Origin of the sequence: Vibrio sp. 779(2023) (assembly GCF_033344285.1) — a bacterium.
GTDB classification, from domain to species: Bacteria; Pseudomonadota; Gammaproteobacteria; order Enterobacterales; family Vibrionaceae; genus Vibrio; species Vibrio alginolyticus.
The window spans coordinates 495,519-518,106 of record NZ_JAWPOM010000002.1 but is presented as its reverse complement, the minus strand read 5'-3'; the positions used below and the strand labels follow the sequence as shown (position 1 = coordinate 518,106).

16 protein-coding genes, 5 tRNA genes and 1 rRNA gene are annotated in these 22,588 nt (G+C 45.4%); 13 read left to right on the top strand and 9 right to left on the bottom strand.

The window, feature by feature from the left end; genetic code table 11:
- Window positions 1–9 precede the first annotated feature (9 nt).
- Window positions 10–126 (top strand): 5S ribosomal RNA (rrf, locus tag R8O70_RS05035).
- A 90-nt stretch (window positions 127–216) separates the two neighbouring features.
- Here the strand turns inward: rrf and ilvY are convergent.
- Window positions 217–1,107, bottom strand: a complete 891-nt coding sequence (ilvY, locus tag R8O70_RS05030; RefSeq protein WP_005379097.1) for an HTH-type transcriptional activator IlvY — start codon at window positions 1,105–1,107, stop codon at window positions 217–219.
- Between the two features lie 143 nt (window positions 1,108–1,250).
- Between ilvY and ilvC the strand changes: the two genes are divergently transcribed.
- The gene (gene ilvC / locus R8O70_RS05025) at window positions 1,251–2,735 is read left to right on the top strand and encodes a ketol-acid reductoisomerase (RefSeq protein WP_258625063.1); all 1,485 of its coding nucleotides are present in this window, start codon (window positions 1,251–1,253) and stop codon (window positions 2,733–2,735) included.
- Between the two features lie 266 nt (window positions 2,736–3,001).
- Here the strand turns inward: ilvC and ubiK are convergent, their stop codons facing one another.
- The 4 genes from ubiK to R8O70_RS05005 form a co-directional block, all read right to left on the bottom strand.
- Window positions 3,002–3,253 carry a ubiquinone biosynthesis accessory factor UbiK gene (ubiK, locus tag R8O70_RS05020; protein WP_005379099.1) on the bottom strand — a complete coding sequence of 84 codons (252 nt, stop codon included), beginning with the start codon at window positions 3,251–3,253 and terminating at the stop codon, window positions 3,002–3,004.
- A 131-nt stretch (window positions 3,254–3,384) separates the two neighbouring features.
- A complete protein-coding gene (vmeD, locus tag R8O70_RS05015) occupies window positions 3,385–6,507 on the bottom strand; it encodes a multidrug efflux RND transporter permease subunit VmeD (RefSeq protein WP_033907400.1) in 3,123 nt (1,040 codons plus the stop codon).
- Window positions 6,508–6,519: 12 nt separating this feature from the next.
- Window positions 6,520–7,623, bottom strand: coding sequence for an efflux RND transporter periplasmic adaptor subunit (locus R8O70_RS05010; RefSeq protein WP_053349778.1), 1,104 nt, complete (start codon window positions 7,621–7,623; stop codon window positions 6,520–6,522).
- An 18-nt stretch (window positions 7,624–7,641) separates the two neighbouring features.
- A complete protein-coding gene (locus R8O70_RS05005) occupies window positions 7,642–8,223 on the bottom strand; it encodes a TetR/AcrR family transcriptional regulator (protein WP_005384254.1) in 582 nt (193 codons plus the stop codon).
- Between the two features lie 170 nt (window positions 8,224–8,393).
- On the opposite strand from R8O70_RS05005, the gene rep reads away from it, so the two are divergent.
- On the top strand, window positions 8,394–10,409 hold the full coding sequence (gene rep / locus R8O70_RS05000) for a DNA helicase Rep (RefSeq protein ID WP_318184067.1): 2,016 nt from the start codon (window positions 8,394–8,396) through the stop codon (window positions 10,407–10,409).
- A 73-nt stretch (window positions 10,410–10,482) separates the two neighbouring features.
- Here the strand turns inward: rep and R8O70_RS04995 are convergent, their stop codons facing one another.
- On the bottom strand, window positions 10,483–10,896 hold the full coding sequence (locus tag R8O70_RS04995; RefSeq protein ID WP_005384252.1) for a c-type cytochrome: 414 nt from the start codon (window positions 10,894–10,896) through the stop codon (window positions 10,483–10,485).
- A gap of 335 nt (window positions 10,897–11,231) precedes the next feature.
- On the opposite strand from R8O70_RS04995, the gene R8O70_RS04990 reads away from it, so the two are divergent.
- From R8O70_RS04990 to R8O70_RS04970, 5 genes are all read left to right on the top strand, one after another.
- Window positions 11,232–11,308: transfer RNA gene (locus R8O70_RS04990), tRNA-Arg, on the top strand.
- Between the two features lie 33 nt (window positions 11,309–11,341).
- Window positions 11,342–11,417 (top strand) — tRNA-His (locus R8O70_RS04985).
- 69 nt (window positions 11,418–11,486) lie between these two features.
- A tRNA-Pro gene (locus R8O70_RS04980) sits at window positions 11,487–11,563 on the top strand.
- Between the two features lie 48 nt (window positions 11,564–11,611).
- Window positions 11,612–11,687, top strand: a tRNA-His gene (locus R8O70_RS04975).
- Window positions 11,688–11,751: 64 nt separating this feature from the next.
- Window positions 11,752–11,828: transfer RNA gene (locus R8O70_RS04970), tRNA-Pro, on the top strand.
- A gap of 195 nt (window positions 11,829–12,023) precedes the next feature.
- Here the strand turns inward: R8O70_RS04970 and R8O70_RS04965 are convergent.
- Window positions 12,024–12,749, bottom strand: coding sequence for an HAD family hydrolase (locus R8O70_RS04965; protein ID WP_005379107.1), 726 nt, complete (start codon window positions 12,747–12,749; stop codon window positions 12,024–12,026).
- A gap of 661 nt (window positions 12,750–13,410) precedes the next feature.
- On the opposite strand from R8O70_RS04965, the gene R8O70_RS04960 reads away from it, so the two are divergent.
- From R8O70_RS04960 to R8O70_RS04940, 5 genes are all read left to right on the top strand, one after another.
- Window positions 13,411–15,126: a dipeptide ABC transporter ATP-binding protein gene (locus tag R8O70_RS04960; protein ID WP_005379108.1), complete on the top strand. Its 1,716-nt coding sequence runs from the start codon at window positions 13,411–13,413 to the stop codon at window positions 15,124–15,126.
- A gap of 92 nt (window positions 15,127–15,218) precedes the next feature.
- Window positions 15,219–16,772, top strand: coding sequence for an ABC transporter substrate-binding protein (locus R8O70_RS04955; protein ID WP_005379109.1), 1,554 nt, complete (start codon window positions 15,219–15,221; stop codon window positions 16,770–16,772).
- Window positions 16,773–16,919: 147 nt separating this feature from the next.
- Complete coding sequence (locus R8O70_RS04950) at window positions 16,920–17,897, top strand: ABC transporter permease (protein WP_005379110.1); 978 nt, start codon at window positions 16,920–16,922, stop codon at window positions 17,895–17,897.
- A gap of 2 nt (window positions 17,898–17,899) precedes the next feature.
- Window positions 17,900–18,850: an ABC transporter permease gene (locus R8O70_RS04945; RefSeq protein WP_005384239.1), complete on the top strand. Its 951-nt coding sequence runs from the start codon at window positions 17,900–17,902 to the stop codon at window positions 18,848–18,850.
- Window positions 18,851–19,007: 157 nt separating this feature from the next.
- Window positions 19,008–20,027 (top strand): SPOR domain-containing protein, encoded by a 1,020-nt coding sequence (locus R8O70_RS04940; protein ID WP_005379113.1) that lies wholly within the window; start codon window positions 19,008–19,010, stop codon window positions 20,025–20,027.
- A 75-nt stretch (window positions 20,028–20,102) separates the two neighbouring features.
- Here the strand turns inward: R8O70_RS04940 and R8O70_RS04935 are convergent, their stop codons facing one another.
- Both R8O70_RS04935 and R8O70_RS04930 read right to left on the bottom strand, forming a co-directional pair.
- The gene (locus tag R8O70_RS04935) at window positions 20,103–20,246 is read right to left on the bottom strand and encodes a hypothetical protein (protein ID WP_012841245.1); all 144 of its coding nucleotides are present in this window, start codon (window positions 20,244–20,246) and stop codon (window positions 20,103–20,105) included.
- Entirely contained in the window at window positions 20,236–22,557 is a 2,322-nt protein-coding gene (locus tag R8O70_RS04930) for an acid phosphatase (RefSeq protein ID WP_170890710.1), read from the bottom strand. Before R8O70_RS04930 ends, R8O70_RS04935 begins: the two co-directional genes overlap by 11 nt.
- Window positions 22,558–22,588 lie beyond the last annotated feature (31 nt).

Here is a 22,588-nt window from a genome sequence, read left to right as displayed (position 1 = left end):
AAGAATTTGCTTGGCGACCATAGCGTTTTGGACCCACCTGATTTCCATGCCGAACTCAGAAGTGAAACGAAATAGCGCCGATGGTAGTGTGGGGCTTCCCCATGTGAGAGTAGGACATCGCCAGGCTTTAGTTTTAAGAAGCCCGCTCGAAAGAGCGGGCTTTTTTGCATCTATAGAGTTTTAAAATTAGCTCACTTTATACCAAAAAGTGTTCATCTAAGGTGCGATATACTTGCTCTCTGCAACCTTCCAAAAGGCTTTAACAAGCGGATTCTCCAGCTGAGTTTTGTTGCAGCAAACACCAAGTTTAAAAGGTTTAATTGGTAAGACTTTTAAACGATTTATCTTTTCTCTTACTGGACTGTTGTTGATTACAACATCAGGTGCGATACCTACTCCACATCCCAATGCAACCATACTTACGATGGCTTCATGTCCGGAGGTTTGTGCGTAGATCTTTGGCTTTATTTTCATTTGTTTGAGCCAAGTATTGGCCCTGTCCCTTGCCGTTCCTGCTTCTGGGAGTATGAATGGAATGACCGACCAGTCTGGTTTTTCTTTTTGTAGCTCTTCAGCAAACGCACTAACCCCAACAGGTACGATGACAGAAAGTGGGATTTCACTGATCGTTTCAAATGCGATTTTATTTGGCATCTGTTCTGACTTGGCTGATATGGCAATATCGGCTTCATCTGCTAGTATTTTGTCGATCGCTTGAGCTGGATCGCCGGTTGATAGTTTGAATTCAATGAAAGGGTTCTGAATACGAAAGTCAGATATTAGCTCCGGAAGATGGCTGTAGCTTGCAGTAACAGAACAAAAGAGACGGATTTCTCCTTTCAATTCATCCTCGGTTCCCTTCAGATGACTCTGATACTGCTGCCATTCGCCAAGAATCTTTAAGGCGACTGGGACTAGCTTTTTACCTTGGATAGTTAAATCAACGCTACGGTTGTCGCGTAAAAACAATTGTTGGCTGGTTTCCTCCTCTAATTTTTGTATCTGTCGGCTTAAGGCTGAAGGGCTAATATGCATTGCCGCTGCGGTCTTGGCGAAACTTTTACTCTCACAGAGATGAATGAAAAGTTGCAGGCTTTTGATATTCATTAAATTTTCATTTCCATGTTGCATAAATTGCAATAACTAATTGTGAATATATCACTTTAAGCAATCTCATGTCTGTTTTAGTATAAAGTTATTCGGTAAGGCAATTACTGACCTCAATGGAAGAATCTCAAAGGAGCACCCAGATGGCTAATTATTTCAATACCCTAAACTTGCGCGAGCAGTTGGACCAATTAGGTCGTTGTCGTTTTATGGACCGCAGTGAGTTCGCTTCAGAAGCGGATTATCTGAAAGGTAAGAAAGTAGTCATTGTAGGTTGTGGTGCTCAAGGTCTTAACCAAGGTCTGAACATGCGCGACTCTGGTCTAGACGTTGCTTATGCGCTTCGCCAAGCCGCGATTGATGAGCAACGCCAGTCATTCAAAAACGCAAAAGAGAACGGTTTTGAGGTAGGTAGCTACGAAACGCTAATTCCACAAGCTGATCTAGTAGTAAACCTTACTCCAGATAAGCAGCACACAAACGTTGTTGAGACGGTAATGCCGTTAATGAAAGAAGGCGCAGCACTAGGTTACTCTCACGGTTTCAACGTTGTTGAAGAAGGCATGCAAATCCGTAAAGACCTAACGGTAGTAATGGTTGCACCTAAATGTCCAGGTACGGAAGTTCGTGAAGAATACAAGCGCGGTTTCGGTGTACCGACTCTTATCGCTGTTCACCCAGAGAACGACCCAAAAGGTGAAGGTTGGGATATCGCGAAAGCTTGGGCTGCAGCAACAGGTGGTCACCGTGCAGGCTGTCTAGAGTCTTCTTTTGTTGCTGAGGTGAAATCTGACCTAATGGGTGAGCAAACTATCCTTTGTGGCATGCTACAGGCTGGCTCTATCGTATGTTACGAGAAGATGATTGCTGATGGTATCGATCCTGGCTACGCTGGTAAGCTTCTTCAATACGGTTGGGAAACCATCACTGAAGCACTGAAGTTTGGTGGTATCACTCACATGATGGATCGCCTAACTAACCCTGCAAAAGTGAAAGCATTTGAGCTTTCTGAAGAGCTAAAAGAACTGATGCGTCCGCTATACAACAAGCACATGGATGACATCATCACCGGTCACTTCTCTAGCACTATGATGGCTGACTGGGCAAACGACGATGCAAATCTACTAGGCTGGCGTGCAGAAACAGGTGAAACTGCTTTCGAAAACTACCCAGAAACTGACGTAGAAATCTCTGAGCAAGAGTACTTCGATAACGGTATCTTGATGGTTGCTATGGTTCGTGCAGGTGTTGAGCTAGCATTCGAAGCGATGACGGCATCTGGCATCATCGATGAGTCTGCTTACTACGAGTCTCTACACGAGCTGCCACTTATCGCAAACACTATCGCACGTAAGCGTTTATACGAGATGAACGTGGTTATCTCAGACACTGCGGAATACGGTAACTACCTGTTCGCTAACGTAGCAACGCCGCTTCTACGTGAGAAGTTTATGCCAGCCGTAAATACTGACGTAATTGGTAAAGGTTTAGGTGAAACGTCTAACCAAGTGGATAACGCGACTCTTATCGCTGTGAATGAAACAATCCGTAACCACCCTGTAGAGTACATCGGTGAAGAGCTGCGTGGTTACATGACTGATATGAAGCGTATCGCGGTGGGCGGCTAAATGACTCCATTTCGGTGTCGAAGGTGCTCGTTTACTATCGTAAAGTCCGCGCCTTCTCCTAGAAATGAAACCTTAATACAGCGTAATTTACTTAGTCTCAAGTAACGCAGTAGATAAACTCCAGGCAGACTGGAGTGATAAATACAAAATAAAACACAACATCTAATCAAAAGGCTTGGTCGCCGTTGACCAAGCCTTTTTGTTTTTAGCCGATTTATCTGCGCGCCGATAAGAAAAACGCTCCTTTGTGAGGAGCGCTTTGATACTTATTTTTCAGCAAGCTTTTCTTCAAGTTGCGCCAACTTCTGTTCCATTTCTGTTAGCTTTTGACGTGTACGTAGTAAAACTTGAGTTTGAACATCAAACTCTTCGCGACTTACAACATCTAGCTTGTTTAGCTGGCCTTGGATTACTTGACGAACTTTCTGATCGACATCAGAGCCCAATTCTTTTACAGGTTGAGGCATTGAGTCGTGAATCTGTTTAGCAATTTGCTCTAATTTCTTTGGGTCAAACATAGTGGCTAAAACTCCTTTTGATTTGTCCTCATTTTAAGTAAATGATACGTGAAAGTCGCCACTTAGATGGCAAAAAAGAGAGCGGCAATAAAAAAGGCCACCGAAGTGACCTTTTTGAATGCCTTAATAGCTTATCTGTTATCCGCTAATTCACGATGAGCTGCTTTCGCTTCGTCAACTCGCGCTAACTTCTCCAAGTCTTTGTCTTCAACAAATACTGGCAGAGGTTTGTGTTTTTCAGCTAGGTAGCTGTAAATCACAGGTAGTACGAATAGTGTGAACAGTGTACCGATTGCAAGGCCAGCAACGATGACGATACCGATACTGAAACGTTGCGCGGCACCTGCACCTGTTGCGTACATCAGTGGGATCAGACCTGCGATCATCGCTGCAGTGGTCATTAGGATAGGGCGAAGACGCACTTTCGCAGCTTCCATCACCGCATCAATACGAGACAGTTTATTATGTAACTGCTCTTCTTTGGCGACTTCACAGATCAAGATACCGTGCTTGGTTATTAGGCCGACCAGCGTGATCAAACCAACCTGCGAGTAGATGTTCATCGAGGCCGTACCCCAGGCCAATGCGATCAAGGCACCACATATTGCCAGAGGTACAGATACCATGATGACAATAGGATCGCGGAGTGATTCAAATTGAATCGCCAGAACGAGGAAGATGATCGCAAGTGCAAGACCGAAGGTTGCATACAAGGCACTACCTTCCGTTACAAACTGACGAGATTCGCCCATGTAATCATGGTTATACCCTGCAGGCAGTTTGGTTTGTGCAATATTTTCAAACCAATTAACTGCATCCCCCATCGAAACGCCAGGGCCTGTAACAGCACCCACAGTTGCTGAGTTTAGCTGGTTGAAGTGTGGCAAAGAGCGAGGCTCAGCCACCACATCAATGGTAATCAGACTACCTAATGGAACCGCTTTACCATCCACAGAGCGTACATAGTAGTTCTTCATCGATTCTGGGTTTAGACGCCATTTACGCTCAACCTGAGGAATTACCTCATAAGAGCGGCCATTTAGGTCGATACGGTTTACATAACCATCTGCCATCATGGTGCTGAGGGTGATACCAATGTCTTGCATAGTCACACCGTAGGCACCTGCTTTGTCTTTATCGATCTTGATCTTCATCGTTGCAGAATCATATTTCAGATCCAGATCGGAATAGACAAACATTGGACTGCTTGCTACTTCCGACAGAATGTCATTTGCAACGGTAAACAAACTTTCAAAGTTGTTTGGCGTTGTAATTACGAACTGTACAGGAAGGCCTGAACCAGCACCTGGTAGCTCCGGCATTTCGTAGGCAGCGATAGACATTCCCGGAATGCTCGAAACAAGCCCACCAACACGCTGTTTGATTTCTGCTTGGCTCGCTTCTCGTTCGCCCCATGGTTTGAGTGTAGCTAAACCAAACGCTTGATTAGAATCCGGTACACCGTTAAATACCTGAGCGTATTCCACTTCTGGTTGATCAGAGAGAATCTTATTCACATCATCCATGGTGTTTTGGATGTAGTCCAAATTCGAATTTGATGGTGCGGTCCCTATGAGTACTACAACACCTTTATCTTCAGATGGAGCTAGCTCGCTAGGAATAAACTTGAATAGGACTGGTAAACTTGCGAATACAATTATCGCAAACACGATCACCACTGGTCGGCTAGCCATTATTGCTTTTAACATGCTTGCGTAGCGATTAGTCATGCCATCAAGTACATGGTGAACTTTTTGCTCAAACTTGCTCGGCTTCTCGTTTGCCTTAAGCATCTTTGAACACATCATTGGTGAGAGTGTTAAAGCGATGATGCCGGATACGAATACTGAACCTGCCAGTGTCAAAGCGAACTCTTTGAACAATGAGCCGGTGATACCACCCATCAATGCGATCGGTGCGTACACTGCACCTAGCGTCAATGTCATCGCGATAACTGGAACCGCAATTTCACGTGTACCAATGATTGCAGCTCGGAATGGTGACTCCCCTTCTTTGATGTGACGGTCAACGTTTTCTAGTACAACGATCGCGTCATCCACCACCAGACCGATTGCAAGCACCATCGCCAGTAGCGTCATCAAGTTCCAAGAGAAACCCATTGCCTGCATCACCATTGCCACACCAATCAATGAAAGTGGAATAGTTACGATAGGAATGATTACCGCACGGAATGAACCTAGGAACAGTGTGATAACCACAAGTACGATTACTGCTGCTTCAAGAATCGTTTTGACTACTTCGTGAATTGACTCGTTGATCGCAATCGTAGAGTCGTACATCACGTTCATTTTGATGTTACTTGGTAGGTTGCGCTCAAGCTGAGGCAACAGTTCAAGTACGTCTGCTGCAATGTTGATTGGGTTAGCGCTTGGTGCCGCGTTGATCGCCGCAACCACAGCTTCTTGACCATTGGCACTTGCGCGGTAAACGTCGTGACTCTTCTCGAGCGTTACTTTAGCGATATCACCTAGGCGGATCACATCCCCTTCACCAGTTTTCACGACCAGTGCTTCAAGTTCAGCAACGTTTGACACCTGAGTATCTGCGCTACCGTTATAAAGCACGAACTCACCTGTCGCTTGACCGGTTGCAGATTGGTAGTTGTTGGCGTTAAGAACGCTCATCACATCGGTTGCGGTCAGCTTCAAAGCGCCCATTTTGGCAGGATCTAACCATACGCGCAGTGCGTACTTCATACCACCATACAGGTCAACTTTGGACACACCGTTTACAGTGAACAACTGCGGGTTGATTACACGCTCGAGGTAGTCTGTGATCTGGCTTGAAGATAACTCGTCACTCGTAAAGCCGATGTACAGTACCGCCGTTGTCGAACCTGTCGACATGGTTACGGTTGGATCTTCGGCTTCTTTTGGAAGCTGAGAACGTACTGAGTTCGTTTTCGCTAAGATATCAGCCAATGCTGCATTCGGGTCAGTATTCAACTTCATGTTGACAGTAATGGTTGATTTACCTAGTACCGATTGCGAAGTCATGTAATCAATATTATCGGCTTGCGCTACCGCTTGCTCCAATGGCTGAGTAATAAAGCCTTGGATCAAGTTGGCACTTGCACCGTAGTAACTGGTTGTCACGGTGACCACCGTATTCGTCATTTCAGGGTACTCACGAACTTGCATTTTGAACACCGCTTGCAAACCAAGCAATGCAATCAAAAAGCTGATCGATACCGCTAAAACTGGACGTTTTATAAAAACATCTGTAAAGCGCATGATGCCTCCAACTTAAAGCATTGGTGTTTCAGCAGGTGGGGTAGTTGCATCGCTTTCGACAATGCTTACTTTCGCATGGTTACTCAAACGGACTTGACCCGATGTCACTACCACATCACCTGGCTTCACGCCTTCTAGAATGTGTGCGATATCTTTAGAGCGTTCGCCAACTTTTACCACATGCTGCTTAACGCGTTTTTCGCCATCTTCTTCTGTTACGATGTAAACATTGTCGCCATATAGCGTAAATGTGATCGCGGTTTGAGGTAGAGTGACCTGATTTTCTAACTTAGGCAGAATGATGTTTGCACGCGCGAACATACCACTACGCAGTTTGCCGTCACTGTTAGGGATATCCGCTTGAACTTGAATCAAACCACTTTGTACGTTTACAGCTGGTTCAATCGCAGAAATAGACCCTTTGAAAGGTTGGTCTGGATAAGCGTCAACAAAGATATCCACTTCTTGGTCGATATTGATACGTGAAATATCGGTTTGCGGCACGGTAAAGCGTAAACGCATCACGCTGGTGTCTTCCAGGCGAACAATATCGGTACCCGCTTGTAGGTACTGACCTAGGTACACGTTACGAATACCTACTACACCATCAAATGGCGCTTTGATTTCGCGTCGGTCGATGGTCGCTTTCAAGCTTTCAATGTCCGCTTTTAAGGAGAAGTAGTTCGCTTCTGCTTCGTCATACGCTTCTTTAGAAATAGAGCCTTTTTTAAATAGCCCTTGGTAGCGTTTGTATTTCGCTTCTGCTGCTGGCAACTTGGCTTGCGAGCTCTTTAAATTCGCTTTCTCAACGTCAGAGTCAAGCAGTACTAGTGGCTGACCTGCTTTGACTTGAGTACCGGAATCAAATGCGATTTTATCGATAACACCGCTCGTTTCGTTCGCTACCGTCACGCCTTGATTTGGCTCGATAAAACCAATTGCCTCGATGACTGGTACCCAATCCACCGCTTGCACTTCAGTTACGGTTACTGGGAATGCTGGTTCAGGGCGATTGGCAAACTGCTCCATTTTGTCTTTGATATCAATTAGTCTGTATGTAACAACGCTACCAAAAAGTAATAAAACAATTGATAGCATCAAAATCCACTTTTTCATTCTATTAAGAACTCCAAGTTAGTGTTTAATAATTGCATCCCAACTGGCTTCAATAGCGGCCTCTAATGCCGTCTTATCCAGTTGATAAAATCCCAAAGCGTGTTTCCGAGCAAGTGCAACACTTGCCTCAAAACTTAATCCAGAAAGTACTTCGTTATCGAGAAGCTTGAATACTCCCTCGTCTTTACCCTGATTAAAAAGAAGATCTACTTGGGCAAACATTTGTCTCTCAAGTTCCCGAGCTTTGCTACTATTTGAACAGGGTAAAGATTCATATTGGACTCGGTTGCTGATCGCACTTAAGTTCGAGCTCGCTAGATTCCAAATATTGAGCCACATGGTTCGATAACGCTGTTTTAAAGGCATCTCTTCACTAACACCTAGTTGCACCGCAGTAGCAACACGCTTAGCAACATTAAGGCGTAGTTCCTCTAAAAGATGTTCTTTATCTGAGAAATAACGGTAAATCGTCCCTGCTGCGACACCTGCCTCATTGGCGAGCTTTTGCATGGAAAGCCCTTGAAAGCCAGATTCAGCAATGAGTTGTTCAGCAGCGACTAAGATTTGTTCTCGTTTATCTACAGCAGGGTTATCCTTCATAATGTCACCCTTTAGTGAATGAACGTTCATTCATTATAGCTTAAATACCCGCCATTTATGCAACAGAATATTGCACTTAATTGGTGTAAAAATTACAAGAAATCAGCATAGCTTTCACGAGGCCACCCCTTTATCATAGGCGCCACATTCATCACCCGCAGAGAATTTCTATGAAGCTGAACCCTAGTCAAGATGAAGCCGTGAAATACGTGTCTGGTCCATGCCTAGTGCTAGCTGGTGCTGGCTCGGGCAAAACTCGTGTTATTACCAATAAAATCGCTTATCTGGTTCAGCAATGTGGTTACAAAGCGCGTAACATTGCGGCGGTGACGTTTACCAACAAAGCGGCACGTGAAATGAAGGAGCGTGTAGGTCAAACGTTAGGGAAAGGTGAGTCTAAAGGTTTGATGGTATCAACATTCCACACTTTAGGATTGAACATCATCAAGCGTGAGTACAAGCATTTAGGGTTGAAAGCGGGCTTCTCACTGTTTGATGACCAAGACCAGCTAGCGCTGCTCAAAGAGCTTACTGAAAAGCAGCTTGATGGTGATAAAGATCTGCTACGTCAGCTTCTGAGTTGTATTTCCAACTGGAAAAACGACATGTTGACGCCAGAGCAAGCCAAAGCGCGTGCGCAAGGTGAACAGCAACAATTGTTTGCGTTCTGTTTTGATATGTACCAAAAGCAAATGAAAGCCTATAACGCGCTCGATTTTGATGACCTAATTTTGATGCCCGTTTTACTCTTACGTAATCATGAAGATGTTCGTCAGCGTTGGCAGAATCGTATCCGTTACCTACTGGTTGACGAGTATCAAGATACCAACACGAGTCAGTATGAGCTGGTCAAATTAATTGTCGGAGAACGTGGGCGATTGACTGTTGTAGGGGATGACGATCAGTCTATTTATTCATGGCGTGGTGCGAAACCTCAGAACCTCGTGTTGCTGGGTGAAGATTATCCGAATTTGCGTTTGATTAAGCTAGAGCAAAACTACCGTTCAACGAGTCGAATCCTGCGTGCGGCCAACATTTTGATAGCTAACAACCCTCACGTCTATGAGAAGTCCTTGTTCTCTGAAATTCCTGACGGTGAAAAACTCAAAGTGTTGTTGGCTAAAAATGAAGAGCACGAAGCGGAGCGAGTAACGGGTGAACTAATTGCGCATAAGTTCCTAAACCGTACCGAATATAAAGATTATGCGATTCTATATCGTGGTAACCACCAATCACGTTTGATTGAAAAGTCTCTGATGCAAAACCGCGTACCGTATAAAGTTTCTGGCGGCACCTCGTTTTTTGCGCGCGCAGAGATTAAAGACATCATGGCGTATTTGCGCGTTTTGGTTAATCCGGATGACGACAATGCATTTTTGCGCATTGTGAATACTCCACGACGTGAAATTGGCCCAGTAACGTTAGAGAAGTTAGGCAGTTATGCCAATATGCGAGGGAAGAGCCTGTTTGAATCGAGCTTTGAAATGGGGCTCGAACAGCACCTAACGGGACGTGGTCTAGAAAACTTGCGTCGTTTCACCCAATGGCTAGTGGCGATTGCTGATCAAGCTGAGCGTGGTGATACCGTCGAAGCGGTTCGTTCGCTAGTTCGTGATATCCATTATGAAGATTGGCTATACGAAACTTCAGCAAGTCCAAAAGCCGCTGAAATGCGAATGAAGAACGTTTCTGACCTTTATTCATGGATAGTGGCGGACCTAGAGGGTGACAACTACGATCAAGAAGAGAAAACGTTAAAAGAAGTCGTTCAACGTTTGACCTTGCGTGACATGATGGAGCGCGGTGAAGAAGATGAAGACAGTGATGCAGTACAACTGATGACCTTGCACGCCTCAAAAGGCCTTGAGTTCCCATATGTATACTTAATTGGGTCCGAAGAAGGTATTTTACCGCACCAAACCAGTATTGATGAAGATAACGTGGAAGAAGAACGTCGCCTGATGTACGTTGGTATTACTCGCGCGCAACGTGAACTGACTTTCACTATGTGCAAAGAGCGTCGACAGTTCGGCGAGTTGATCAAACCGACTCAAAGCCGCTTTTTGGATGAGTTACCATTTGATGACGTTGAATGGGAAGTAAACAAAAAGCCAGTATCAGCGGAAGAACGTATGGCGAAAGGTCAAGCACACATTGCCAATATTCGAGCAATGTTTAAGAAGTAAAGTAACCTTGTTCTCACTGATTAAAAACAAAAAGGCTTGCCAACTGGCAAGCCTTTTTCGTTGATGTCTTTACTTATAGACCTTCAATCATGTGGTCAATTGCTGCGATGATTTCATCGTCAGAACAGTCCATACAGGTTCCTTTGGCTGGCATCGCATTGAAGCCTTCTAATGCGTGCTTCACTAACGTATCTTTGCCTTGTGCAATACGCGGTGCCCAATCATCGGCATTACCTGTTTTAGGTGCGCCGTTTACACCAGATGCGTGACAAGCAATACAAAAAGTACCATAAACTGTGGCGCCATCACGTGGACCGGTTGGTTCTTCTTTCACTGGCTCAGAACCCGCTAGATAAACATCACCGACAGGTTGGATGCGTTCTGCGATCGCATCGTATTCAGTTTGGCTGATGTCAGAAGCTAAAGCTGCCGTAGAAAACGTTAAGGCAGCGAACAAAACGCTAATCATTTGTCGAGACATATCCATTAAACCCACTTCACATTCCCGAGGTAAGTGACTTACCTATTTATATAGTTAGAGTATTAATGCCGAGCAGAGAAATCATTAAATTCCACTGAATGGCATAGAATGATTAGACAACTTGGTTGCAGCTGTTAAATCAATGTAAATAATGGGTGATTATATCCCGATAACTTGTTGCAATAAACAACAAGTTATCCATGACAGGGCGTGAATCACATCAAAAATCCACTTTAACGGAAGATAACTGTCGAAAAAGAGACCAAACGATAAAAAAAGTAAAAAAAGTACTAGACGGCATAGTGTGATATCCGTATTATTCCACTCCGCCGATAGGGCATGCGCCCGTAGCTCAGTTGGATAGAGCGTTGGCCTCCGGAGCCAAAGGTCGAAGGTTCGAATCCTTTCGGGCGTACCATTGCCTCGGAGGATACATCGGTAAAAATCAGTGGTGGCTATAGCTCAGTTGGTAGAGCCCCGGATTGTGATTCCGGTTGTCGCGAGTTCAAGTCTCGTTAGCCACCCCATTCTTTCTTTTTTAGATTGAATGCGGTAGCATTGCTCCCAATCTTGATTCAATCAAGATAAAACATCGTCGGTGAATAGCGCAGCTTGGTAGCGCATCTGGTTTGGGACCAGAGGGTCGGGGGTTCGAATCCCTCTTCACCGACCACTATTTAGTTTATGGCTCTAATAGAGCGGTAAACAGCAAAAATTGATGGTGGCTATAGCTCAGTTGGTAGAGCCCTGGATTGTGATTCCGGTGGTCGCGAGTTCGAATCTCGTTAGCCACCCCATTAATTAAGGTGACTTCTTAGTTGAAGTGTCCTGTCTGATTTGAGAAAATCAGTAAATACAGTTCGGTGAATAGCGCAGCTTGGTAGCGCATCTGGTTTGGGACCAGAGGGTCGGGGGTTCGAATCCCTCTTCACCGACCACTATTTAAAGCCTCAGTCGAAAGACTGGGGCTTTTTTACATCTCTCCTGAAAAGAATCGGCATTCCATTTCAATTTTCCCCAAAAGTGTACAGCTCTAGGGGCTTTTGACCACCTATGATCTAAATGCTTTTCGAGCTGACAAAATAAACCCCAGAGCAGTGTCTGGGGTTTTGTAGTTTTCTAATCCGCTGCTTTTATTGGGCGAGTGTTTTAAGGATTTCTTTCAGTTCTACCGTTTCTTGGATTTCAAAACTTGGCGTTATATCCGTTGAGTTGCTTGCGCCTGTCGCATTCACCCATACACTCAAAATGCCCATATTGTTAGCGCCAGCAATGTCAGCAGGTAAAGAGTCGCCCACGTGTAGAGCCTCTTCTGGTTTTACTTCGACCAAGTCGAGCGCTTTTTGGAAAATACTTGTAGCAGGTTTCTCTTCTGGCTCTTCTCCTCCCACAATAATATGGTCCACCCAGTTGCTCATTTGTGTCGCGTTTAATTTAGGGTGTTGAGAAAAAATCGGACCGTTAGTGATCACGACGAGTTTGTAATGTTGACGAAGGTCGCTGAGCATTTCTTTTACACCAGGGAAGAAGGTGAACGCGCCCATACGTGCAGAGTCAAAGTAGTCTTGAGCTTGTTGAGCCTCTTTTGCAGTGATGCTGACGCCTTGCTCCGCCAAGATGTTTTGGATCAGGCCACAACGGAAGGCATTTTCATCGGGTAGCAGAGCCACAAGGTGAGGGAACTCAGCATTCAGCTTTTTGTATACACCCTGTAAGTAGCGCTGCAAAAACGCTTTTGGCTCGGTAACTTGTGGGTAGGTCTTATGAATCCAAGTTGTAAACGCTTGTCCTGCAACTTTATCGGCTTGTGACGTTGCACATAAAGTCTCGTCCATATCAAAAAAAATCGCTTTAAGCACAGGGGCTCCTTTTATTTACGGCTTGGCTTTGACACTGTTCATCTATTATCCCACTCTCAATTGTGTCGTAAAGGGTTAAAACCGGCGAGTTTTCTTATAACGTACGAATGAGGATAGCGGTACTTTCCTTTGCTTAGTCAATAAACCGCTTAAGTGGCGCATAATCTGCGTTGGAGCAGGATTTGTGTGGTTTTGCTGTTTTGTTCACGTTTTGACCTATCCTTTCTCTTCCTAAGTTTGGCTTTTTGTATTTGCCGACTATTTTATTAATAGTTTTTTATGTTGAAAAAACACTTTTTGCATATGATATTGTTTGTTAAATGTTAATAAATGCACATGAATAATATGGTTAATGATCTTGTTTAGCTCATGTTTACTTTTAGAGCATTTTTCTAGTTTTATTGGTGCATGACGCACAAAAATAGTGTGATATGAAAATGGTTAAATACTTGTTAATGCATTTTTATTCGCTAATTGTGCGTTTATTTAATGTTTTTTCGGCGGAATATACTTTAATTGTTGCTTTTTTGTGTGATTTTTGCCAAATTATTTCCGCATTAAGATTTCAGAGTATTATTCTGAATTTGAACGGATTCATTCAGGTGATGAATGGTGCCTTTGGCATGATTCGATACCACAGACAAGGCAGTAGAGGTCTGAAATGTCACTATTAGAAGTGAAAAACCTTCGTATTGAATACCCATCCCGACACGGCGTTCACGCTGCCGTGAAGTCACTTTCTTTTCATATTGAACGTGGTGAAATCGTGGGTGTTGTTGGCGAATCAGGTGCGGGTAAATCCACCGTTGGTAACGCCGTTATTGATTTGCTTAGCCCTCCAGGTCGCGTTGCTAGCGGCGATGTTTTCTTGGATGGAGAAAAAATTTCTGGCCTATCACCAGAAGCGATGCGTAAGGTTCGCGGCTCGAAAATAGGTTTTATTTTCCAAGATCCGATGACCTCGCTCAATCCACTTTTTACTGTTGAGCAACAGCTGAAAGAGACGATCCACGCCAACATGAAGGTCTCTGATGAAGAGGCGTATCAGCGCGCGCTTTCTCTTATGCAGCAGGTTGGTATTCCTCAACCAGAAAACCGCTTAAAGCAGTACCCGCACCAATTCTCTGGTGGTATGCGTCAGCGTGTTGTCATTGCCATTGCTTTGGCTGGTGAGCCTGATCTCATCATTGCGGACGAACCAACTACGGCGTTAGACGTTTCTATCCAAGACCAAATCCTCAACTTGATCCGCGAGCTGTGTATCAAGAACAATGTCGGCTGTATGTTGGTTACTCACGATATGGGTGTCGTCTCCAACGTCACCGATCGCGTGGCGGTAATGTATCGTGGTGACTTGGTGGAGTTTGGACCAACAGCCAAAGTATTGGGCGATCCTGATCACTCTTATACTCGCAGTCTAATTTCAGCGGTACCACGTTCAGACAGAAAGCTAGATCGTTTCCCGTTAGTAAGCTATATCGAAGAAGCGGCGGAAATGGAGCCACTCGATATCAAGAACCACTGGTTAGGACAAAGCCAAGATGAGCGTGAGTACACTGGCCCGCTTTTGGACGTGAAGAACGTCAATCTTCGCTTTGTGACCAAAGACTCTTTGTTCGAGAGCCGCCGAGAATACGTGCAAGCATCTAATAATGTGAGCTTTGAAGTGCACGAAGGCGAAACCTTTGGTTTGGTGGGCGAGTCTGGTTCAGGTAAATCGACCATTGCACGTGTGATTGCTGGTTTATACCAACCTAACTCTGGTCAGGTGAAATTCGAGGGCATTGACCTGACCGCTTTAACCTCTGAGAAAGAGCGCCGCCCGATGCGTCGTCAAATGCAGATGGTGTTCCAAAACCCATATACTTCAATGAACCCTCGTATGAAGGTATTCGATATTATTGCTGAGCCAATCCGTTTCCATAAATTGACGAAAAACGAGTCGGAAACTCGCCAAATCGTGAATGACCTATTGGATCATGTTGGTTTGGGTCGAATGGCTGGGCTTAAGTACCCTCATGAATTCTCCGGTGGTCAGCGTCAGCGTATTTCTATTGCGCGTGCGTTGGCGACTCGTCCTCGACTTTTGATTTGTGATGAACCGACCTCAGCACTGGACGTATCGGTACAGGCACAAATTCTAAACTTGCTGAAAGATCTGCAAAGTGAGCTGAACTTGACTATGTTGTTTATCAGCCACGATTTACCTGTTATTCGTCAGATGTGTGACCGAGTAGGTGTGATGCAAATGGGTACACTTTTAGAAGTGGCACCAACAGAACAGTTATTCACGGCACCTCAACACGAATACAGCAAAAAATTGATTTCTCTGATGCCGGAGTTTACAGGCTTGCGAGAAGAGATCGAAACGGCATAAACCAAGCAATTCGCTTGGCTAACCTTTAGTCATAACAAAGACGCAAACACAACAACAAGGGATCCGTATCCCCGCATGAAGGAGTTATGCAAATGAAAACCATGAAAAGCAAATTAGCAGTGGCGCTAATGGCTGCGGGCCTAAGCTTTAACGCAATGGCAGCAGATATCAAAGTTGGCTATGCAGCTGACCCAGTATCGCTTGACCCACATGAGCAGCTATCAGGTGGCACACTGCAAATGTCACACATGGTATTTGATCCGTTGGTTCGCTTTACTCAAAAAATGGATTTCGAGCCTCGCCTAGCAGAAAGCTGGGAACGTATTAACGATACGACTGTTCGTTTCAAACTGCGTGAAGGTGTGAAATTCCATTCTGGCAATACTCTAACGGCTGACGACGTCGTGTGGACGTTCCAGCGTTTACAAAGCTCTCCTGACTTTAAAAACATCTTCGACCCGTACGAAAAAATCGTCAAAGTTGACGACAACACGTTCGATCTTGTAACTAAAGGTCCTTACCCACTAGTGCTGCAAACCGCAACGTACATTTTCCCAATGGACAGCAAGTTCTACACGGGCAAAACTGCGGACGGCAAAGACAAGTCTGAGCTAGTGAAGCACGGTAACTCATTTGCATCGACTAACGTATCTGGCACGGGTCCATTCATTGTGACTTCACGTGAGCAGGGCGTAAAAGTGGAATTTGAACGCTTTAAAGATTACTGGGACAAAGAGTCGAAAGGTAACGTTGATAAGCTAACGCTTGTGCCAATTAAAGAAGACGCAACTCGTGTAGCAGCGCTGCTTTCTGGCGGTGTTGACATGATTCACCCTGTAGCGCCAAACGACCACAAACGCGTTGAAGATGCTGACGGCATCGACCTAGTTACGCTACCTGGTACTCGTATCATCACGTTCCAACTAAACCAAAACAGCAACGAAGCATTGAAAGACGTTCGCGTTCGCCAAGCGATTGTTCACGCAATCAATAACGAAGGTATCGTGAAGAAAATCATGAAAGGCTTCGCAACGGCCGCTGGTCAGCAAAGCCCGGCAGGTTACGTGGGTCACGATGACAAACTGGTTCCTCGCTACGATCTGAAGAAAGCGAAAGAGCTGATGAAAGAAGCGGGTTACGAAAATGGCCTGACGCTAACGATGATCGCACCAAACAACCGTTACGTGAATGATGCGAAAGTAGCACAAGCGGCGGCGGCAATGTTGTCTAAGATCGGTATCAAGGTTGATCTGAAGACCATGCCAAAAGCGCAGTACTGGCCTGAGTTCGACAAGTGTGCGGCAGACATGCTGATGATCGGTTGGCACTCAGATACAGAAGACTCAGCGAACTTCAACGAGTTCCTAACGATGACTCGTAACGAAGAAACCGGTCGTGGTCAGTACAACTGTGGTTACTACTCAAACCCAGAAATGGACAAAGTGGTTGAAGCTGCGAACGTAGAGACGGACCCTGCGAAACGTGCAGAAATGCTGAAGGGCGTAGAAGCGACACTATACAACGACGCAGCATTCGTACCGCTACACTGGCAAAGTGAAGCATGGGGCGCGAAGTCTAACGTGAAAGCGGCAGATATCGTTAACCCAATGGTAATGCCTTACTTCGGTGACCTAGTGGTTGAATAATCACGGTTAGTCTACTTTGAGGAGGGATGGATTTCCCTCCTCAACTTAAAGCACTCGACTCAATTTTGTTTCAGTCGGATTGAGTTGGTTATTTAGACTGAATTTTCTCTCTAATTTAGAGATCTATGGATAGTTAAGGGGCAAGGAATGTTTTCGTTTCTGGTCAAGCGCCTGTTTCAGGCACTGATAGTGATGTTTGTGATCAGTTTGGTGGCGTTTGCCATTCAGGACAACCTGGGTGATCCGCTGCGTGAGCTTGTAGGTCAGTCGGTTTCGGAATCGGAGCGTCAAGCGCTACGCGACGACTTAGGCCTGAACGATCCCTTTATCACAAAGTATACGCGCTTTGTGGGTAATGCACTGCAAGGTGATTTGGGTACCTCATATTTTTTCAAGCGACCTGCGGTTGAGGTGATTCTCGACAAGCTGGTGGCTACATTAGAGCTCGTGTTTGGCGCGACGCTTATCATCATTGTTTTCTCTATTCCGCTTGGGGTGTACTCTGCGATTCATCCTAAGAGTGTTTTTACCAAATTTGTCATGGCGATGAGCAGTGTCGGTATCTCGATTCCGGTGTTCTTAACCGCAATCATGCTGATGTATGTCTTCTCCATAGAACTCGGTTGGCTGCCTTCCTACGGGCGGGGCGAGACCGCTAATGTGCTCGGTTGGGAATCTGGCTTCTTTACCATTGATGGTATCAAGCACCTCATCCTACCTTGTATTGCGCTAGCGTCTATCATGTTGCCGTTGTTCATCCGCTTGGTGCGTTCAGAAATGCTGGAAGTTCTGAGTTCGGAATACATTAAGTTCGCCAAAGCAAAAGGTTTGAACTTACAAAAGATTTATTACCAACATGCACTTAAGAACACCATGCTACCAGTATTGACAGTAGGTGGTGTGCAGATTGGTACCATGGTGGCCTACACCATTCTTACTGAAACCGTGTTCCAATGGCCGGGCACTGGCTTCCTTTTCCTAGAGGCAATCAACCGTGTAGATACACCGCTGATCACTGCCTACGTTATCTTTGTTGGTCTGATCTTCGTGGTAACCAATACCATCGTTGACTTGCTGTACGGCATCATCAACCCAACTGTGAACCTAACTGGAAAAGGAGCTTAATCATGAGCCAATCAAATTTAACACCAGCTCCTGCTCCATCAGCGTGGCAGCGTTTCAAAGAGTCAGATTTTCTGTATTACTTCAAACGCGACAAAGTGGCGATGGCGAGTTTTACCGTCTTTATGATGTTCTTAGTATTGGCATTGGCTGCACCGATTCTTGCGCCAACAGACCCGTACGATCTGACGTCTATCGACATCATGGATTCTGAGTTGCCACCTTCGTGGATGGAAGATGGCGATGAGCGTTTTGTTCTTGGTACTGATGAGCAAGGCCGTGATATTTTATCGACCATTCTTTACGGTTCTCGTTTGTCTTTGACGATCGGCTTTTTAGCCGTCGGTCTTCAGTTGATTCTGGGTATCATCATTGGTTTGTCGGCGGGTTACTTCGGTGGTCGTATCGATAGCTTCTTGATGCGCTTTGCGGATGTTCAACTATCGTTCTCGACCATGATGGTGGCGATCATCGTCTCTGCAATCTTTAAAGCCAGCTTTGGCAGTGATTTTTACAGCCAATATGCGGTGGTCATGCTGGTGGTGATCATCGGTGTGGCAGAATGGCCGCAATACGCACGGACTATTCGTGCCTCGGTATTGGCAGAGAAGAAGAAAGAATACGTCGAAGCGGCGCGTGTGATGGGCTTTAAAGCTCCGCGAATCATGTTCCGTCACATTCTGCCAAACTGTCTATCGCCAATCTTGGTTATCTCGACGGTACAGGTAGCGAACGCGATCATGTCGGAAGCGGCGCTGTCATTCCTAGGTTTGGGTCTGCCAGTCGATCAGCCGTCACTGGGTGCGCTAATCAGCATCGGCTTTAACTACATCTTCTCTGGTGCATGGTGGATTACTGCTTTCCCTGGCATCGTGCTAGTAACATTGGTTTTGGTTATCAACCTGTTGGGCGACTGGCTACGTGATGTATTCAACCCGAAACTGTACAAAGGATAAGAATTTTCCCACCAAGCGTTGTAAATTCACTTAATTCCTTCCTAAACTGAGAGCCGGATGCAAATTCCGGCTCTTTTTTTGCTAGTTATTCTTTGTTCACATTTTTTTGGCGCTTTTCCGCCATGATGACCTTACCCACTAATTTAGAGTGAAGTGTATGGAAATGAAGAAGGCCCAACGCCCATCTAACGTCTTCCAAGCAAGCCTGGCTTTGGGTTTGTTGCTGGTATGCGCCCAGTTTTCTAATCCAGTTGAGGCGGAGGAGTTCCTTTGCCAAGCCACTCAAGCCAGCGAGAAAGAATTACCGATGCTTGAGAAAACGTGCCCAATTGGTAACGGAGTATGGGGAAAGAAAGTGCCGCAGGGGGGCAACTACCTTTACTGGATTCAATGCGGATTGCTACCCAAGCCTATGTCTCTCGCGAAAGCTAAGCCTCTCTATAGTAAAATCACGACCGACGTATGGATGAAGCCTGAATCCAAAGGCTATCGCTGTTTGATTGGACCTTACAAGGCATTGTCTGATGCGAGGGATGACTTACGAGGAGTCAAAACCTTGTCGAATTACAAAGAGGCGTTCATCCGAGTGGTTGGGAAAGGGACGAAACAACCAGTAACACCACCTACACCTAAATCTACTGTATCGTCGAAATCAGCCGCATCTTCGGTTAAGCCAACACCGACGGTGACCCCGAAACCCGCGCCAGTTCCTGCTGTGCGAGCTGATACCGACGCCTTTAAAGCGCGGGCAGAGAAGCCAGATACCAAGGCAAAAAGTTCACGTGATAGCTCTTCGTCTACGCCTGTTGCTAAGACCAAAGCGAAGCCAATTGTCACTGGAAATGATGACATTGAAGTTCGGTTGAGAACTTCAGTACAGGGCAAAACGTACGTGGTCCCATATTTACTCGATCACCATAATCAGTTTTACATGGAACATGGTAAGCCGTGGAACCGCCTCAACTACGAAAACTCGCACAAAGTATGTCAGCAACTGGGTATGAACTTAGCTAACCCTGCAGAGTTTAAAGCGCTGAGGGCGTCTGGGGTGATGGAAAAAAATCAATGGCCACTGCAACTGCCGTATTGGGGCAAAGATAAGAAAGGTTTGTTCGCCGATCGTGAGCCCAATCAGCTCACCGGGACCTCATTATTGAACGTGGTGTGCGTGAAATAACGACTCAGATATTGTGGTCAAAATATAGAAGAAAGCCCCGAGTTCGGGGCTTTTTTGCGGTCTCAAATATTATCGCTATTTGAGTGGCGTTTCTTTGTGACAGTTAGAGCAGATATACACTTCTTTGATGCCGACCAATCGTTCCCAAAGTGTTCTGCGTCTTCTGCGCAAATGCACGCTATCACAGCAAGGGTTAACGATGGTTGCTTTAGTCATCATCACCAGGCTCCAAAATCGGTAGTGAACTCGCGATGCTTGTCATGGCTTCTTTGCTGTTAGAGTACAGACCATATTCCGGTGCGGATTCATGACCGTTTTGTTCTTTACTCCAACGAATACCAATATAAAAGTCACCAAAATCGCGGTTGATGTAACGATGACGAGTTTTGTAATCTGACTCTGAGCCTGTTTCTTCTAGAATCAGCAGTTCACGGTCTTCATCATTCTGGATTTCCCAATTACCTGGAGTTTGGAATCCTGTTGGCATGAACGAAGTGTAGTTGTAAGTATCAGTGTCGTATTCGTACGCACCTGACGAGTATTTCAGGACTGTGTCGTCGCCTGTGCCATTACTTTCTACCATCAAGTCATGCTCTAACGTGCCGTGTTTGATGTGTTCTGCAACCGAAAGTGATTCTGCAAATGGGGTATTGCTTGAGTCCATCCAGAACAGCTCATCATCTGAGATTTTAACGATCATTTGAGTGCCGTTATGCTCGGTTTTGTGCTGGTACAACATTTCATACTCGTCGCCGTAGCTGTTGTATAGCTTACCGTCTTTCAGCTCAACGTCGTTACAGTCTTTATTGTTGTATTCCGTGTAACCAGTTTGTTGGTCCAGATCGGCAAGAATGGCGTAAGCATCGTGTTCCCATGTGTCTTTTAGGAAGTCACTGATGTTCGCTTTGTACTCTTGATTCATCTCATCGTGGTTTGAACCCCAGCAGAATAGTAGGCCTTCAGAATCTTGCATCAACATGGCGTAGCCAATTTCACCATCTTTCTGTGCAAAGCTACCCATTTTCCATTCTTGACCGTTGAAGTGCTCGTGAGTGAAGCCCAAAGTCGGTACTACTGGTGGTGGCGTGACGCCTTCGATAACCGTTGGCATGCTGAGCGCAATTTGTACCGCGGTATGGCCATCTGTTGCGCTAATCGCAAGTACTGCTCCAGCTTCACCTGCTTTTGTTGGTGTGCCTTTAATGGTGATAATTGCATTACCATCCTCAGATACTGTTAGACCTTCAATGTCTACATAGTCCGCTGAGTAGTCGGTAATTTGACCGTCTTTATCTTGGAACAAACCAGAAATATCGAGTGTTTGTTCAAACACTTCACCTTGTTGTAGGTACCAACCATCAACGATGGACTGCAGACGCGCTTGTTCTGTTTCTACAACCATTGGTGGTAAGTTTGCCGATTCGATTTCGAACTGAAATACGGTGCTTACCGTACCCAAAACCTTACCTGACGAATCAATGTCTTGCGCCGTTAGAACAATCTCAAAATCACCAGCTTTCTCTACGATTGCTGTTGGATGTAGAACAATCAGGTTGCCAGTTTGCACAACTTCAATGCCTGTGCCTGCAAAGTTGTGCGTCAGTTTGGTTGTCACAAGGTTTTGGTCTTTGTCTGCAAATAGACCTTCAATGTCTAGCTCTAAGCCATCAAAGTCCACGCCTTGTACGATTTTTGGTAGTTTTTCTAGCTTATCTTTAGCTGCCTTTTCGACGATTTTGTTTACGGTTAGCTTGTTATTAACTGCCGTTTCAGGTGCTAAGGTGTCGCTGTCTGGGGTCGCGTCAGTGATGATTGGACGTAGATTTGGGTCATTGATGTTTTCGCCAGATGCAACAAGACGTTCCACTTCTTGGTTTGCCGCTTGAGCAAACTCCGTGGCTTTTTTCTCGTAGTTCGTTGGGTTTTGTGCTTTCGAGTCGGTCAGAATCTGAGCGGTTTTATGTAGTTCGGCGTTTTTTGTCGCACCTTCAACAAAATCACTGTACAGATCAATTGGTGCTTCTTCTGAGCCTCCTAGCGCTTGGTTTACTTTCGCTTTCGCATCTTCTTCACTAATGGCTGGATCTTTTGCCATTTCAATCGCCACAAGATCCGTGATAGGTGAAATCACGTTTGACGATGTTGGTGCACGGAATACGATTTCGTGCGCCATAGCTTGGCCTGGATGATCCATATCTACCGTGTATTTGCCAGCGTACTCTTTCGCATCCAAGGCGATGAGCTGTTTCTGCTTTGAACCGTTTGGTGTGATGGTCTGTAGCGCTAGAGTGCTTTCTGGTTTTGCATCCAATTTCAGTTGACCTTTCTCATCGGTCAGACCAAGGAATGTTTCTTGAGTGTCCCATTGGCCGTTGTTGTTCGTATCTTCAAAAACAACGGCATGCTTGAAGTAGCCGTCAAAACCTGTGATCACAACGCCGTCGTTAGCACTGTTTGAACCACCATCTGAACCGCCACAGCCTGTAAGAGCGATAGCCACTGACGCTGCTAGTAAACTCACCTTATTCATTATTTATTTGTCCTTGTTTCGTTTCCGAATG